A 14,745-nucleotide genomic window follows, 5' to 3' on the forward strand; every position below is an offset into this window, starting at 1 on the left:
GAGACTGATTCAAGGAATTCAAGTTGGTTCACGGCGCCTTCGCGCGCTTCCTGGCTTCGCGCGATCGTGCCGTACGGCGAGCCGGTCTCAGTTCATCGATCGTCGGCAGCCACCACTCGGCGTCCTCAACCGGAGGAACTTTCGACGGCCAGGTGCGGACGAGTTCTTCGAGTGTGGGAACCCGCCAATGTCCCCAGACGTGATCTTCGGTTACGCCGGGATAGAAGTCCGCAACGACGTCCGGTTCGACCAGTTCGCCTGAGATGTCGGTAAAGACGACGATTCCATAGGCGGTGGCCACCGGACGTCCGATCGGCGGCAAGTCATCGCTCTGAAGCGGGTAACGATGACGCTTGCGTTCCGCGGAGCGGCGCTTGCTGCGTATATCCAGTTCGGTCCCCTTGCGCTCCTCGGCGCGACGCCGTCTCTCCTCCGGTTCGTTTCTGCGCGCCGCAGCCTCGATATCAGGCCACCGGCGTCGGAGTTCCTCATAGGACCGGAAAGGAACGTGCCATATTCTGAGATCACCGTCCCACCGTGAGAACGGCACCTCGCGCAGTTCGTCAACGACAGTTTTCGAATAGGGTGTGCGAATTCGGAAACCTGCCTTGCCGAATTCGAGATAGGCACTGTCGATCGGATCGAAGACGAAGGCGTCGCGTCCCTTCGCATCGGCGTGGGCGTCGGCTTCGGCCTCCATCTCGGCAAGCCATCGTCCGATGCGGCTGGACGCCGTCCGGCCGGGAACAAACCAGGCCTTGCGGGCATCGCTCCAGCGGGCACGGGGAAAGCGTCTTCGGAATTGCTCGACGGTCATCCTGTCATAGGGAAAGGAAATATCCGCGCCGGGCTTTTCACCGTCTTCACCGGGCGGCGCGTCGTCGTGACCAGCGGGGGATTTCGTCTCGGCCATAGAAGGAAACGCCGGCGCGCAGGGATCGGTTTCGGTGAGGATAGCATATATCCCGACCAACTTGCCGTCGTTGTGGCCGCTTTTGCCTCATCAGCTCCGTTCGTTGGCGCCTCGGCCGCATGCTCCAGCAAAATTCCTCCCTAAGTTCTTATGGCAAAAAGCCGTTTGCACATTACCATTTCCGGATATAGTGACGTGACACGCGTCACGACTCGGGGAAAGGGACCTCCATGCTGCCACTCTTCGACATGATGATGCAGGCGCAGAACGGCGCGGCGATGGAAGCGATCGCCCGGCAGTTCAACCTCGCGCAGGAACAGGCGACGAAGGCGATGGCGGCGCTGATGCCGGCCTTTTCTGCCGGGCTGAAGCGCAGCACCAGCAACCCTTACGATTTCGTCGGGCTGATGCAGGCGGTCTCCTCCGGCAACTATGGGCGATATTTCGAGGATATGAGCCGGGCCTTCACGCCGGAAGGAATTTCCGACGGCAACAACATCCTTGCCCAGCTTTTCGGTTCGAAGGAAGTTTCGCGCGCGGTCGCCGCCCAGGCCGCACAGATGACCGGCATCGGCCAGGATATTTACAAGCGGATGCTGCCGGTGCTGGCCGACACGCTGATGGGCGGGCTCTTCAAGCAGACGACCGGACAGATGGCCTCGCCGGTCAACCCCTTCGTCAACACAGCGATGGGCGAGACCATCCAGAAATGGCTTGAGAGTACCGGCTTCGCGCCGAAGCCGGCCCCGGAGCCCAGCATCTTCGACAATCCCTTCACGCAGGCAATGCAGCAGATGTTTTCGGTGCCGAAGCCTGCGCCAACGCCGACGCCGAACCCCTTCCTCGACAATCCCTTCGCCAAGGCCTTCCAGGAGATGATGGGCGGGCTCGGCCAGCAGCCGGCGGCCCCGACCAAGACCAAGACCAAGACGCCGGAGGCGTCGAAGGAAGAGGCGAAGGTCAATGCCGACAGCTATACCCAGATGCTGAACGCCATGTTCGACAGTGGACTGGAAGTGCAGAAGAGCTACCAGAAGAACCTGGAAGCGATCTTCGAAACCTATCGGCCGAAGCCCTCCTCCGAATAAAAAAACCCGGAGATGGCTTGGGAAAGCCTATCACCGGGTCAAGCGGCAGGGCTATTGGCTATCACCCTGCGGGGAAACTCGACGCTCCTACTATTCGTAGGAGCGCAAAAGAGACGACAGGCGCCAGCGATTGCGCGCCGAACGCGTCAGATGTTCCGACGGGTCCTCGAAAAAGGTCGACGCCAGGAACGCGGAGGTCAGATCGGCCCGGGTAAGGCCGATATCCCTCAGCTGCGTGTCGTTCAGATCATGCAGCGCGTTGATCTCCATGCGATTGCGGAACACGCGAAAGAGAGAGGCCAACGGTGCGAGGCCTGCCGCCAGACGCTGGAAAAACGTCGGGGTCGGCTTGCCGCAGTCGAGTTCGAGTGTCCGGTCTGTCATGCGCATTGAACTCTCCTTTCTGTACAGTGCCGCACGTCTTTTAGACGCATGAAGGGCGCTGTAACGTTTTAGATCGGCGCGCAACGCAACCCACCCCTCCCGCGAGGTCGTGCGGGAAGGAGCAAGCTGAATTCCGCTTGGACAGGCAGGGTGTCTGTCCTTCACTTTGCTTTGATTTGCATCCCGAAGATGCCAAAGACCTATTGATCAGTCCAACGAATGTTTCTAATGATTATCATCAGCTATCTTTATGGGTGAAACCATGTCCGCACCTCTTGATCTCGACCAACTGCAGACTTTCATCGCCATCGTCGATTCCGGCAGCTTCACCAAGGCGGCCGACAGGGTCTACAAGACCCAATCGGCCGTCTCCATGCAGATGCGCCGCCTCGAAGAGCGCATTGGCAAGCAGCTGTTCATCAAGGATGGGCGCGGCAACCGGCTGACGGTCGAGGGTGAAAAGCTGCTCAACTATGCCCGGCGCATCATCCGCCTCAACAATGAGGCGATCGCCGCCTTCGACGACAACAGGCTGGAGGGGACGCTGCGGATCGGCACGCCGGACGATTATGCCGACCGCTACATGCCCGAAATCATCGGCCGCTTCGCCAAGACGCATCCGAATGTCGAACTCTACATCGTCTGCGAGCCTTCGGTGGATCTCGCCGAGCGCATGCACAAAGGCGAGCTCGACATCGCCCTCGTCACCCACAATCCGCGCGAGCGCATGTCCGATGTGGTGAGAACCGAGCCGCTCTGCTGGGTGGGCTCGGCCAACCATCCGATCCGCGACGACGCGCCGGTGCCGCTTGCCGTCGGCCGGCGCGACTGCCAGTGGCGCCAGCTCGCCTGCTCGGCGCTCGATGCTGTGGGACGCGAGCACCAGATCCTGTTCACCAGTTGGTCCTGCACCGTCGTTGCCGCTGCCGTGCTTGCCGGCATGGCGGTTTCGGTCATGCCGGAATCGGCATTGCGAACAGGCATGAAAGTACTGAGCCAGGCCGACGGTTTTCCGGCGCTGCCGCCGGTGCAAATCGGCATCATGAAGCGGCCGGGCGTTTCGCTCTCACTGATGAACGCGATCACGGCGCATATCACCGCCTGCCTCGACAACATCACCCCTGCCGTCGTCGACGATACTCTCGAGGCCGATGTCAAATCCGCCCAGGCACGCCTTTATCCGCGGCTGAAGGCCGCCAATATGGTGCCGAGCTGGTAAGCCGACTCAAGCAGCGGCAGGCACGCTCGTGGTGAAAAGGGAGGCGCGGATGACGCGCTTCCATTGGTCGAGCATGCGCCGCGCCAACTCCTTGTCGCTGACGGCGGCAAGCCGGATGACGGCGCCGATCAGGTGGCTGAACAGGTAAGTGCGCGCGTACATATCCTCGTCGCAAAGGTCGGGAGTGAGATCGCGCACGGCGTCGTGGAAGATACCGGCGACGCGGCCGCTATGCTCGATGTTCAGCTGCAGCAGATCCTGATCGGTCTCCGTTCCCATCCAGACGCCGAGATAAACGGGATCGTCATGGTAGGAATCGTAATACCAGTCGATGATGGCGCAGACGCGGTCGAGCGCCTGGTCGAGCGACCTGACGTCGGCAAACATCGCCGCCGTCTTCGCCTGGATCGCCGAAGCGTGCTGGTCGAACAGGGCTTTGACGATCGCCGCCTTCTCGGGAAAATACTGGTAAACCGAACCGATCGGCACTTTGGCGGCGACGGCGAGTTCCGTCATCCGCATGGCGCTGACGCCCTTTTCGGCAATGATCCTGGCAGCCGCGGCAAGAATGAGATCCAGCCTCTGGATGCTGCGTTCCTGCTTCGGCTTCCTGCGCAAGCCGATCCGATCCATGCTTTCCGCGCCCATGTCGTTCCCATTTTTATTGTTCGCGGCGGAAGGCATGACATGCAGGGTGTTCATCGGCGGTAAATGGAAATGCTCGCATTTTAACGGTTGGGAAAAGCCCGTGACGATCACGATTCCAGGATGTGATTTTACCCATCGCAACCGGTACCGATACGGTGTCAGCCGCGTGACCGGTCAGTGACGGACGAGGCGCACGCGCGCCTCAGCTCATCCCCATCCATGCGGCGAGCCACACCCACATGGCGGCGAGTATGATGTAACCTGCGGCGAAGATCGGGCTGCGATAGCGCATATCGTTGCTGGTGACGTGAATGGCGGCATGGGCGTAGCGCAGGGCGACGAAGGCCCAGGCGAGGACGACAGAGATGAGATTGTCGGCCTCGGTGATATAGAGAAGAATTGAGCAGGCGTAGAACAGCACGGGCAGTTCGAACTGATTGGCGAGGCAGTTCTTGACGATGAGGCTTTCGGCCGGCTCGCCCCGGTTTTCGCGATAATCCGATTTGGCGATACTGCCGGCGCGGACCATTTTCGCGCGCCGCACGCCGAGTAGCGCATAAAGACCGTAGACCAGGGCCACATGGGCGAGGAGTGGCCAGAAGATTTGATAGCCGGTCATATGTGGCCGTTTCCTTTCCGCTTCTGCTTTCAACGCGAGCATTAGTCGAAAGACGATCTGGATACCAGCGTCGGCGGCCCGCCATCCAACATTGGCAGGCCGCCGGATTTCATCACACCTGCGCGGCACCGCCGTCGGCGAAGAGTTCGATACCGGTGACGAAGCTCGAATCGTCGGAAGCGAGGAAGAGTGCGGCGGCGGCGATCTCTTCGGCGCGGCCGACGCGCCCCATTGGCACCTGGGTTGCGAGATACTCGAGCAAGCCCTGCTGTTGCGCCTCATCTTTGCCGGCGAGTTCGACGAGACCAGTTGTCTTTGTAGGACCGGGGCTCAGCGTATTGATACGAATGCCGCGATCCTTGAGATCAAGGATCCAGTTGCGAGCAAAGCTTCGTAACGCGGCCTTCGAGGCGGCGTAAACACTGAAGGCGGGTGTGCCGGTCGAGCCCGCCGTCGATCCCGTCAGGATAACCGATGAGCCCGGACCGAGCAGCGGCAAAGCCTTCTGCACGGTGAAAAGAACACCTTTCACATTTCTGTCGAACGTGTCGTCATACTGCTCTTCGGTAATTTCGCCGAGCGCCAGCATCGAACCACCGCCGGCATTGACGAACAGCACATCTATCCGGCCGGCTTCGGCTTTCACGCGTTCATAGAGCCGATCAAGGTCTGCAAGCTCTGCCGAGTCCGCCTGGATGCCGACAACCTTACCCCCTATTTCCGCAACCGCCGCGTCGAGCACGTCCTTGCGCCGGCCGGTCACGAAAAGCTGGGCGCCTTCGGCGGCGAAACGCTTGGCAGTGGCAAGGCCAATGCCCGATGTCGCGCCGGTAATCACTGCGATCTTTCCACTCAATCTCTGTGTCATTGTCGTCTCCTGTTGTTCGACCGAGACTGAGATATGGACGCGGGAAACGTTTCGAAATAGAAAGAAATGAAAGCTATCGTTACAGGAATGAAATGACGAACTTTCCGGATTTCGAAGGCCTGGCCATGTTCGCCAAGGTGGCCGAAGAGCGTTCTTTCGCTCGCGCCGCTAGGACGCTCGGTGTATCGGTGCCTACCGTTTCGCGGGCCGTCAGCCGGCTGGAGGAGAGACTTGGCGCACGGCTTTTCAACCGCACCTCGCGGCAACTGGCGCTGACCGATTTCGGCTTGCGATTGGTCGACAGTGCCTCGCGGCTCTATGCGGAGGCAGAGGCTGCGGAAAATGCAGCGCGCGAGCTGTCCAGCCGACCGCGAGGGCTTATCCGGCTTGCCGCGCCGATGGCCTTCGGCACACGCTGGCTGGCGCCGATCCTGCCCGATTTTTTCGACCTCTATCCCGATATTTCTATCGACCTGCATATGAGCGACGCCGTCGTCGACCTGGTGGGAGACGGATTCGATGCTGCCCTGAGAATTGCCGTTCTGCCGGATTCCTCATTGGTCGCCCGGAGGCTGGCAGCGGTCGCTCCCTTCATTCTCGCTGCACCTGCGTACCTCGATCGATACGGCACGCCGCGACATCCGCGCGAGCTTAAGGCCGATCATTGTCTAGGATACGCCTATCGGCCGCGCCAGGACGTCTGGCGCTTTCGCAATAAGGCAGGCGAAGAGGAAGTTGTCGTGCCGGCCGGTCCCTTGCGCTCCACCAATTCGCAAGCCTTGATTCCAATGGCGTTGCACGGCCTTGGGGTTGTAGAGCTGCCGGAATTCATGGCGCACGAATATCTCGCCGATGGCAGGTTGAAAGCGATCCTACCCGACTGGACGCTGCCGAGCGGAGCGCTCTATTTCGTCACGCCCTCTGCCCGGGCTCGACCTGCGAAGGTGGAGGTGCTCTCGGATTTCATGGTGGCGCGGCTTTCAAATCCGACGTGGCGGTGGACAGGCTGATGGCACCCTCAATCTTCACGCGGCGCAAGCCAGCGGCCGATGGCAAGCCGGACAATGAGGATGAAGCAGATGGCGAGGCTTGCGAATTTCAGCCGCGTCATCCACGGCAGCAGCTGCGTTGCAAGCGCTGAGGGCGCACCATTACCGAAGGCGATGAGGCTCGAGATGTTCTCGCCATAATCGGCGATGCCGTAGATGAACGGCAGCAGATAGATCGCCCTGCCGACAAGCGGATGCACCGATCGGCCAAACCACGCACCGGCAGGACCGAGCTTGAGGAAGGCGAGGAACAGCAGCGCCGTCAGCAGTGCCGGAAAGATCAGCTCCGGCCCGAAATACATGGCGCGCAGCAACCTGGTCGCCGTCTCGTTCTCATCGAGCAGCTTTTGCATGTGGAAGACCGCCGACTCATCGTAACCGGCGAAATAGGTATCGAGCACCGCCTGCCCGGTTTCGTGCTTGAACGGAACGACGAAACCGAAGGTCGTCCAGGCGAGCACGGCAAGGCAGAGGGCTGCGAGCAGCGCGACGATCCAGAGAGGAATCCCGCTGCCCGCCTTCATGATCAGAGGCCGGCGCCCGGATAATTCGGGCTCTCGCGGGTGATCGTCACGTCATGGGCATGGCTTTCGCGAAGACCGGCACCGGAGATGCGCACGAAGGTGGCCCGCTCCTGGAAATCCTTGAGGTCCTTGCCGCCGACATAACCCATGGCCGCCTTGAGGCCACCGGCGAGCTGGTGGATGACGCCCGAGACCGGCCCCTTGTAAGGCACCTGGCCCTCAATGCCCTCCGGCACGAGCTTCAGCGTGTCGCGCACCTCGGCCTGGAAGTAGCGGTCGGCCGAGCCGCGGGCCATGGCGCCGACGGAGCCCATGCCGCGATAGGCCTTGAAGGAGCGTCCCTGGTAGAGATAGACCTCGCCCGGGCTCTCATCGGTGCCGGCCAGCAGCGAGCCGATCATGACGGCGGAAGCGCCGGCGGCGATCGCCTTGGCCAGATCGCCGGAGAACTTGATGCCGCCATCGGCGATGACGGGCACGTCCTGATCATTCGCGGCCTGCACCGCCGACATGATGGCGGCGAGCTGCGGCACGCCGACGCCGGCGACGATGCGCGTCGTGCAGATCGAACCCGGACCGATACCGACCTTGACCGCATCCGCTCCGGCATCGATCAGCGCCCTGGTGCCGTCATAGGTGGCGACGTTGCCGGCCATGATGCGCACCGAGTTGGAAAGCTTCTTGACCCGGGTGACGGCATCGAGGACGCGTTGCGAATGACCATGGGCGGTGTCGACGACCAGAAGATCGACGCCGGCCTCGATCAGCCGTTCGGCGCGCTCGAAGCCGTCATCGCCGACGCTGATGGCGGCCGCAGCCCGAAGTCTGCCCTGCGCATCCTTGGAAGCGTTCGGGTTCAACTGCGACTTCTCGATATCCTTGACGGTGATGAGGCCGACGCAGCGGCCTTCGGCATCGACCACCAGGAGCTTCTCGATGCGATGCGAATGCAGCAGGCGCTTGGCCTCCTGCTGATCGACGTTTTCCTTGACGGTGACCAGTTTGTCCTTGGTCATCAGTTCATGGATCTTCTGTTCCTGATCGGTAGCGAAGCGGACGTCGCGGTTGGTCAGGATGCCGACGAGGCGGCCGGACTTCTCCACGACGGGGATGCCGGAAATGCTGTAGGATTTCATCAGCCCGAGTGCATCGGCAAGCGTGGCATCGGGGCCGATCGTCACCGGATTGACGACCATGCCGCTTTCAAACTTCTTCACTTGCCGGACCTGCTCGGCCTGCTCGATCGGCGTCAGGTTGCGGTGAATGACGCCGAGGCCGCCGGCCTGGGCCATGGCGATCGCCAGGCGGCTCTCGGTGACCGTATCCATGGCGGATGAGATGATCGGGATGTTGAGTTCGAAATCCCGAGCGATGCGCGTGGAGATATTCGTCTGGCCGGGCATGACCTCGGAATGTCCCGGCTGCAGCAGCACGTCGTCAAAGGTAAGCGCGTCCGCGCCGGTTGCCGTTTCTATGATGCGTGCCATGGCCAAATTCCTTCATTTAAGAAAAATGCAACCCGGCCCGGAAACGAATCGTCCGCCCCGGCGGTGTGCATGAGTTGCTTGGAAGTTGGCGAGGGCTGGTAACACGTCTATGACAGGAAGGAAATAGCAAAAAGCCCGACGCGTCCGCCGGGCTCGTCATGGGTGCCATGCGTCTAAAGCGCATCGCGATCTTTCAGATTCGCTGCTCGCGCTTCAGAACCTTCTTCCTACGCATTCCCGAGAAAGTCGCTTCGCGTTTTTCCCGGCAAAACCGCTGCGCACTTTGCTGGAATTGCTCCGGATCAGATGTCGAACTGATAGGTCTTCGGCACGAAGCGATAACCGCCATCCTGCCTCTCGACGAAGCCGACCGCCGGGAACGGCATGTGGTAGCCGAGGAAGGCGATCTTGTCGGTCGCGATCATCTCGAAAACCTTGCGGCGCGTAGCCGCCGCCTGCGCCTTGTCCATGTCGAAGCGCACCTCCCAATCCGGCCGCAGCAGCGACAGGATATAATGATTGGCCGTATCGCCGGTCAGCACCAGGCGCTTGCCCTCGGATTCGACGTGGAACACCATGTGCCCCGGCGAGTGGCCGGCCGCCAGCATCGCCGTCATGCCGGGCGCGACGCTATCGCCGTCCTTGATGAAGGTGGTCTTTTCGGCGAGCGGTGCGACATTGGCGAGCACCGCCTTGTGACTGCCTTCGGTCGGCGTGCCCTCGCGTGCCTTGTCCGACCAGAAATCATATTCCGCCTGGCCGACGACATAGCGGGCATTCTTGAAGGCAGCCGTGCCGTTTTCCATCAGGCCGCCGATATGATCGCCGTGCAGATGGGTCAGCGCCACCAGCGTGACGTCGTCGGCCGAATAGCCTGCCGCTTTCAGGCCTTCGGTCAGTTGGCCGGCGCCGCGAGCGCGGCCGGCAGCGCCGAAGCCGGTATCGACGAGGATGACATCCGAACCGGTATCGATGAGAGCCGGCGTGTAGAAGCTCATGAACCTGTCGGCCGGCAGGAAGTTTGCGGTCAGCAACGCCTGGACCGTTTCGGGGTTCTGATTGGTGCCGAAGGTTTCATAGGGCTTTTCGACGATGCTGGTGCCGTCACGGACCACGGTGAACTTATAGGAACCGAGCTTGAATTGATTGATCTCGGGCAAAAGCGTTCCATCCATATGATTGCTTTCTCCAGTTGCGGCCGCTTCGGCCCTCTCTTTGAAAATTGCCGGCGCCGCGAGCATGCCAAAGCCTGCGGCAAAAAGGGTGCGCCGCTTTATTCCCGATGAAATTGCCATATGTCCATCCTCTTATGACGTGCGATGCGTCACCGCACGGCCCGCGGTGTCGATCCCAGCCGGATTTCTTGCTCCGGCCAAGTAAACATATGTCAATCTTGACTGCCGACGTTGATGCGCAAGTCGTCTCACGCAGACGTGAAGCGAACGCGTCAACGACCCGGATTTGGGGATTGGCACGGCTGGGAACTGGGACTAAACAGCACTGGCCTTCCCAGCTTCAATCCGCTGCCCCATCAAGGCTCCCGCCTATGAATCGTATCGTCCCGCTGATCCTCGCCGTCGCCCTCTTCATGGAACAGATGGATTCGACTGTCATTGCGACGGCGCTGCCGGCGATCGCTAGTGATTTGCATGTCGGGCCGATCACGCTGAAGCTGGCGCTGACCTCCTACATGGTGGCGCTTGCGGTGTTCATCCCGGTGAGCGGCTGGATGGCCGACCGGTTCGGCGCCAAGAAGATCTTCCGGCTTGCCATATCAGTCTTCGTCATCGGCTCGATCTTCTGCGCCATCTCCTCCAACCTCGTCGAATTCGTTTTCGCCCGCTTCCTGCAGGGCATGGGCGGCGCGATGATGACCCCGGTCGGTCGCCTGGTGCTGGTGCGCACGACGAAGCGCAGCGATCTGGTCTCGGCCATGGCGCTGCTGACCATCCCGGCGCTCGTCGGCCCGCTCACCGGACCGCCGCTCGGCGGCTTCATCACCACCTATTTCAGCTGGCACTGGATCTTCCTGATCAACGTGCCGGTCGGCATCATCGGCATCTGGCTGGCGACGATCTTCCTGCCGGAAGTGGAGGCGACGGCGCCGCCGAAGCTGGATTTCACCGGTTTCGTGCTCACCTCGCTTTCGGCCGCGGGCGTCGTCTTCGGCCTGTCGGTGGTGAGCCTGCCGGCCCTGCCCCCGATTATCGGCGTCACCGCCACTCTAATCGGCCTTGCCTGCGGCTTTCTCTATGTGCGCCACGCCAAGCGCCATCCGGCCCCGATCCTCAACCTCAACCTGTTCAAGAACCCGACCTTCCGGGCCTCCACCTTGGGCGGCACGCTGTTTCGCATCTGCGTCGGCGCCATGCCCTTCCTGACGCCGCTGATGCTGCAGCTCGGATTCGGGCTGACGCCGTTCCAATCCGGCCTCATCACCTTTGTGGGAGCCATCGGGGCGATCACCACCAAATTCATGGCGAAGCGCGTCTTCGCCGCCGCCGGCTTCCGCACGACGCTGCTTGCCGCCGCCATGGTGACGACGCTGGTGACTGTCGTCACCGGCCTGTTCACGCCGTCGACACCGCACCTCGTCATCATCGGCGTGCTGCTACTCGGCGGCTTCTCCCGCTCCTTCATGTTCACCGGCGTCAATGCGCTCGCCTTCGCCGACATCAATGATGCCGAAGCCAGCCAGGCGACCTCGATGAGCTCGGTGATGCAGCAGATCAGCCTGGCGCTCGGCGTCGCGGTCGCCGCCGCGATCCTGGAGAGCTCGATCTATCTCAGCGGCGAGGAATTGCAGGTCGCCGACTTCCACCTCGCCTTCTACATCATCGCCGGGCTGACTGTTATTGCGACCATTCCCTTCATCCGTATGGACCGCAATGCCGGCGCGCTCGTTTCCGGCCACCGCTCGAAGGCGATGGCGGCAGCAACTGTTGAAGCCGAGCAGCACGCGGTGAAATAAGGCAGCCTAAAGCGTGTCGCGATCATTCAGATTCGCTTGCCAGGCTTTAGATCTTTAGTTTTTCGCATGTCTATAGCGCAAAACCGCTGCACACTTTTGCGCGACATGCTCTATTCGGGGCTTTCGCAGACGGCACAGAGCTTGTTGCCGTCGAGATCGCGCACATAGGCGGCATAGAAATGGGCATGGTAGGAGCGCAGGCCCGGCCCGCCCTCATCGACGGCGCCCGCCGCTATCGCCGCCGCATGGAAGGCGTCGACATCCGCCCGGCGCTCGGCCGCAAAGGCCACCATGACGCCATTGCCCGACGTCGCCCGACGGCGATTAAAGGGCGTCACCACCCAGAAGCGGCAGCGCGTATCGCCATCGGCGGCATAGCCGATTTCCTCCTCCGAACCGCGCTGGCGGCGATAGCCGAGCACGGGCAGCACGGCATCATAAAAATGCCCTGCGCGATAAAGGTCGTTGGTTCCGAGCGTGACGTAAAGAAGCATGGGATCAGCGGTTTTAGCGCATCGTGCTTCCCGAAAATCGGAATCGCTTTTCGGAAAGCACGATGCGCAGGTTTAAAGTGTTAGAGCGTCCTTTGTGCGTCCGAAAGGACGCACGGCGCTCTAATCTCAGGGTCGCATCATCGGACAGGACCGGTCCCAAGATCAAGCTTGCTCTGCTTCACCTTCCGCCTTGCGCCCCTTGAAGCCCTTGGCGAGCAGGAACATCTCGACCGATTCGGCGCGCGACGAGTTCGGCTTGACATGCACGACCTGGCGGAAGTTCTGCTTCAGCATGGCGAGCAGCTCACGCTCGGTGCCGCCCTGGAAGGTCTTGGTCAGGAAGTGCCCGCCTTCCTGAAGCACCTCGACGGCGAAATGGGCCGCCACTTCGCAGAGATGCATGGTGCGCAGATGATCGGTGCGGTGATGGCCGGTGGTGGGTGCGGCCATGTCCGAGATGACGAGATCGGGCGTGCCGCCTACCGCCTCCAGCAGCTTTTCCGGCGCAGTGGGATCGAGAAAGTCGAGTTGCAGGATCTTCACGCCGGGCAGCTGGGTCATTTCGAGGAAATCGATCGCGGCCACACGGATATCCTCATCCGTCGAGCCGGTGACCTTGGCGGCGATCTGCGACCAACTGCCCGGTGCAGCGCCGAGATCGATGATGCGCCTGGCGCCGCGCAGGATATGGTGTTTCTCGTCGATCTCCAGCAGCTTGAAGGCGGCACGGGCGCGATAACCTTCGAGCTGGGCGCGCTGCACATAGGGATCGTTGATATGGCGCTCCAGCCATTGGCGCGAAGAGGCCTTCATCTTCTTGTTCTTGACGCGCTGGCCGAGCTTGCGGCCGGTGCGGTTTCCCGCGATCGGTGCCTTGGTCATGCCTTCCTCTATCTCGCTCTCTGGCCGCGTCGGTTGCGGTGGCGCCGCCACACGCCGTCATCGGCCATCATGTCTGTCAGCAGGCCTTCCCTCAAGCCGCGATCGGCAACGCGCATGCGCGGGCTCGGCCAGCGGCGGCGGATCGCCTCGAGGATGGCGCAGCCGGCCAGCACCAGATCGGCCCGATCCGGCCCGATGCAGGGATTGGCGGCGCGGCTTTCGAAATCCCAGGAGAGAAGCTTTGCCTGCATGGCGGAAACCTCGTCATCGGACAGCCAGATGCCATCGACCTTGCGCCGGTCATAACGCGGCAGGTCGAGATGGACGCCGGCAAGCGTCGTCACCGTGCCCGATGTGCCGATCAGGTGGAAGTCGCCGGTCTGGGCGACCTCGATCTCCGGGCAATCGAAGCCTCCGAGCATGCCTTCGACTTCGCGCACCATGCCCTCGAAAGCCTCCGGCGTGACGTCGTGCCCGCCATGGCGCTCCGACAGCGTCACCACGCCGACCGGCAGCGAGGTCCAGTGGGTGATGTGGTTGGCGAGGCGGCTGAAGCGATTGTCGCCGATGCGGATGACGGCGATCTCCGACGAGCCGCCGCCGATATCGAACAGCACGACGGAGCGCGTTTCGCGACCGACCAGCGAGGAGCAGCCGGAGACGGCAAGCCGCGCTTCGGTTTCGCGATCGATGATCTCGAGCGTCAGGCCGGTTTCGGCAACGACCCGGCTGAGGAATTCCTCACCGTTGACCGCCTGGCGGCAGGCTTCGGTGGCGATCAGCCGCATGCGGCGGATCTCCCGGTTCCTGAGCTTGGAGGCGCAGATCCGCAGCGCCTCGATCGCCCGCTCCATCGCCTCATCGGAGAGACGGCCGCTTGCCGCAAGGCCTTCGCCGAGGCGCACGATGCGGGAAAAGGCATCGACGACGCGGAACTGACCCGGGCGGGTCGGCTGGGCAATGAGGAGACGGCAATTGTTGGTGCCGAGATCGAGAGCGGCATAGAGTTCCTCCGGCCAGGCATGGTCGCCGGCCTGGCGATCCCCCTGAAAACCCGGATTGACAGGGCCATCCTGGCAGCCCTTGCGGCTGGCGGCCGCGCCGTTCTGCGTTTCGCGCGGAACCGATATGCGCGCCGTCTCTTCCACGCGGCTTTCCTGTTGCGGAGCACTGGAAGGCTTTGCCGATGTCAGCGGCCGGCCCTGCAGACCGCGCTTGCCGCGATGCTTGCGGCGATTGCGCCGGCTCGGCGCCGAATCACCGTCGGACCGGGCGGCATGCTCTGCCGCTGCGGCCTGTTCCATCACAGGAGGTTGAGGTGAACCGTTCTGCGCAACACCATGGCCGCCACGACGGCGGCGCTTGCGCTTGCGGGCCGGATTGCCGGCTGCATCTTCCATCGGGCGCGCAGGCTGTCCGGCACCGCCGGAATGCTCATGCGAAGCGGGATGAGCAGCGTTGCGGGATTGCCCGCCACGTTTGCCCTTGCGGCGCCTGGACTTCTTGCCGTCCTTGCGCCCTGCCGCCGACGCCCCGTCTAATTGCGGCTTGGCGCCGCCTTCGGGGTCTTCCACGTTCTTTTTCCATCGCGCCGCGCAA

15 protein-coding genes are annotated in these 14,745 nt (G+C 62.1%); 4 read left to right on the top strand and 11 right to left on the bottom strand.

Annotated features, from left to right (window positions below):
- Positions 1-28: 28 nt before the first annotated feature.
- Complete coding sequence (locus ACMUVN_RS25005; RefSeq protein ID WP_414815569.1) at positions 29-913, bottom strand: hypothetical protein; 885 nt, start codon at positions 911-913, stop codon at positions 29-31.
- A 230-nt stretch (positions 914-1,143) separates the two neighbouring features.
- Here ACMUVN_RS25005 and ACMUVN_RS25010 point away from each other — a divergent pair, with 230 nt between their 5' ends.
- Entirely contained in the window at positions 1,144-2,001 is an 858-nt protein-coding gene (locus tag ACMUVN_RS25010; protein ID WP_028757088.1) for a DUF937 domain-containing protein, read from the top strand.
- Positions 2,002-2,091: 90 nt separating this feature from the next.
- Here the strand turns inward: ACMUVN_RS25010 and ACMUVN_RS25015 are convergent, their stop codons facing one another.
- Entirely contained in the window at positions 2,092-2,391 is a 300-nt protein-coding gene (locus ACMUVN_RS25015) for a DUF1127 domain-containing protein (protein WP_028757089.1), read from the bottom strand.
- Positions 2,392-2,647: 256 nt separating this feature from the next.
- On the opposite strand from ACMUVN_RS25015, the gene ACMUVN_RS25020 reads away from it, so the two are divergent.
- Positions 2,648-3,604, top strand: a complete 957-nt coding sequence (locus ACMUVN_RS25020) for a LysR substrate-binding domain-containing protein (RefSeq protein WP_003588350.1) — start codon at positions 2,648-2,650, stop codon at positions 3,602-3,604.
- A gap of 6 nt (positions 3,605-3,610) precedes the next feature.
- Here the strand turns inward: ACMUVN_RS25020 and ACMUVN_RS25025 are convergent, their stop codons facing one another.
- The 3 genes from ACMUVN_RS25025 to ACMUVN_RS25035 form a co-directional block, all read right to left on the bottom strand.
- Positions 3,611-4,252, bottom strand: a complete 642-nt coding sequence (locus ACMUVN_RS25025) for a TetR/AcrR family transcriptional regulator (protein ID WP_047614404.1) — start codon at positions 4,250-4,252, stop codon at positions 3,611-3,613.
- 202 nt (positions 4,253-4,454) lie between these two features.
- Positions 4,455-4,871, bottom strand: a complete 417-nt coding sequence (locus ACMUVN_RS25030; protein WP_414815570.1) for an MAPEG family protein — start codon at positions 4,869-4,871, stop codon at positions 4,455-4,457.
- A gap of 112 nt (positions 4,872-4,983) precedes the next feature.
- Complete coding sequence (locus ACMUVN_RS25035) at positions 4,984-5,739, bottom strand: SDR family oxidoreductase (RefSeq protein ID WP_414815571.1); 756 nt, start codon at positions 5,737-5,739, stop codon at positions 4,984-4,986.
- A gap of 92 nt (positions 5,740-5,831) precedes the next feature.
- Here ACMUVN_RS25035 and ACMUVN_RS25040 point away from each other — a divergent pair, with 92 nt between their 5' ends.
- The gene (locus tag ACMUVN_RS25040; protein ID WP_097630492.1) at positions 5,832-6,749 is read left to right on the top strand and encodes a LysR family transcriptional regulator; all 918 of its coding nucleotides are present in this window, start codon (positions 5,832-5,834) and stop codon (positions 6,747-6,749) included.
- An 8-nt stretch (positions 6,750-6,757) separates the two neighbouring features.
- Here the strand turns inward: ACMUVN_RS25040 and ACMUVN_RS25045 are convergent, their stop codons facing one another.
- The 3 genes from ACMUVN_RS25045 to ACMUVN_RS25055 form a co-directional block, all read right to left on the bottom strand.
- Entirely contained in the window at positions 6,758-7,312 is a 555-nt protein-coding gene (locus ACMUVN_RS25045; RefSeq protein WP_414815572.1) for a hypothetical protein, read from the bottom strand.
- 2 nt (positions 7,313-7,314) lie between these two features.
- Positions 7,315-8,799, bottom strand: a complete 1,485-nt coding sequence (guaB, locus tag ACMUVN_RS25050; protein WP_047613763.1) for an IMP dehydrogenase — start codon at positions 8,797-8,799, stop codon at positions 7,315-7,317.
- Between the two features lie 302 nt (positions 8,800-9,101).
- Positions 9,102-10,094: an MBL fold metallo-hydrolase gene (locus tag ACMUVN_RS25055; RefSeq protein WP_414815573.1), complete on the bottom strand. Its 993-nt coding sequence runs from the start codon at positions 10,092-10,094 to the stop codon at positions 9,102-9,104.
- Positions 10,095-10,345: 251 nt separating this feature from the next.
- Between ACMUVN_RS25055 and ACMUVN_RS25060 the strand changes: the two genes are divergently transcribed.
- Positions 10,346-11,770 carry a DHA2 family efflux MFS transporter permease subunit gene (locus tag ACMUVN_RS25060; protein ID WP_414815574.1) on the top strand — a complete coding sequence of 475 codons (1,425 nt, stop codon included), beginning with the start codon at positions 10,346-10,348 and terminating at the stop codon, positions 11,768-11,770.
- Positions 11,771-11,880: 110 nt separating this feature from the next.
- On the opposite strand, the gene ACMUVN_RS25065 is transcribed toward ACMUVN_RS25060, so the two are convergent.
- The 3 genes from ACMUVN_RS25065 to ACMUVN_RS25075 all read right to left on the bottom strand — a co-directional run bounded on the left by ACMUVN_RS25065 (position 11,881) and on the right by ACMUVN_RS25075 (position 14,720).
- Positions 11,881-12,264, bottom strand: coding sequence for a VOC family protein (locus tag ACMUVN_RS25065; RefSeq protein ID WP_168332590.1), 384 nt, complete (start codon positions 12,262-12,264; stop codon positions 11,881-11,883).
- Positions 12,265-12,426: 162 nt separating this feature from the next.
- On the bottom strand, positions 12,427-13,146 hold the full coding sequence (locus tag ACMUVN_RS25070) for an RlmE family RNA methyltransferase (RefSeq protein ID WP_047613760.1): 720 nt from the start codon (positions 13,144-13,146) through the stop codon (positions 12,427-12,429).
- Positions 13,147-13,154: 8 nt separating this feature from the next.
- Positions 13,155-14,720, bottom strand: coding sequence for a Ppx/GppA phosphatase family protein (locus ACMUVN_RS25075; protein ID WP_414815575.1), 1,566 nt, complete (start codon positions 14,718-14,720; stop codon positions 13,155-13,157).
- Positions 14,721-14,745 lie beyond the last annotated feature (25 nt).

Origin of the sequence: Rhizobium sp. IY2 (genome assembly GCF_047532935.1) — a bacterium.
Taxonomy (GTDB): Bacteria; Pseudomonadota; Alphaproteobacteria; order Rhizobiales; family Rhizobiaceae; genus Rhizobium; species Rhizobium anhuiense.

Coding starts and splice junctions, on each gene's coding strand:
- ACMUVN_RS25015 (WP_028757089.1), bottom strand. CDS start 2,391: ATGCGCATGACAGACCGGACACTCGAACTCGACTGCGGCAAGCCGACC.
- ACMUVN_RS25020 (WP_003588350.1), top strand. CDS start 2,648: ATGTCCGCACCTCTTGATCTCGACCAACTGCAGACTTTCATCGCCATC.
- ACMUVN_RS25030 (WP_414815570.1), bottom strand. CDS start 4,871: ATGACCGGCTATCAAATCTTCTGGCCACTCCTCGCCCATGTGGCCCTG.
- ACMUVN_RS25035 (WP_414815571.1), bottom strand. CDS start 5,739: ATGACACAGAGATTGAGTGGAAAGATCGCAGTGATTACCGGCGCGACA.
- ACMUVN_RS25045 (WP_414815572.1), bottom strand. CDS start 7,312: ATGAAGGCGGGCAGCGGGATTCCTCTCTGGATCGTCGCGCTGCTCGCA.
- ACMUVN_RS25025 (WP_047614404.1), bottom strand. CDS start 4,252: ATGGGCGCGGAAAGCATGGATCGGATCGGCTTGCGCAGGAAGCCGAAG.
- ACMUVN_RS25060 (WP_414815574.1), top strand. CDS start 10,346: ATGAATCGTATCGTCCCGCTGATCCTCGCCGTCGCCCTCTTCATGGAA.
- ACMUVN_RS25065 (WP_168332590.1), bottom strand. CDS start 12,264: ATGCTTCTTTACGTCACGCTCGGAACCAACGACCTTTATCGCGCAGGG.
- ACMUVN_RS25010 (WP_028757088.1), top strand. CDS start 1,144: ATGCTGCCACTCTTCGACATGATGATGCAGGCGCAGAACGGCGCGGCG.
- ACMUVN_RS25055 (WP_414815573.1), bottom strand. CDS start 10,094: ATGGCAATTTCATCGGGAATAAAGCGGCGCACCCTTTTTGCCGCAGGC.
- ACMUVN_RS25040 (WP_097630492.1), top strand. CDS start 5,832: ATGACGAACTTTCCGGATTTCGAAGGCCTGGCCATGTTCGCCAAGGTG.
- guaB (WP_047613763.1), bottom strand. CDS start 8,799: ATGGCACGCATCATAGAAACGGCAACCGGCGCGGACGCGCTTACCTTT.
- ACMUVN_RS25005 (WP_414815569.1), bottom strand. CDS start 913: ATGGCCGAGACGAAATCCCCCGCTGGTCACGACGACGCGCCGCCCGGT.
- ACMUVN_RS25070 (WP_047613760.1), bottom strand. CDS start 13,146: ATGACCAAGGCACCGATCGCGGGAAACCGCACCGGCCGCAAGCTCGGC.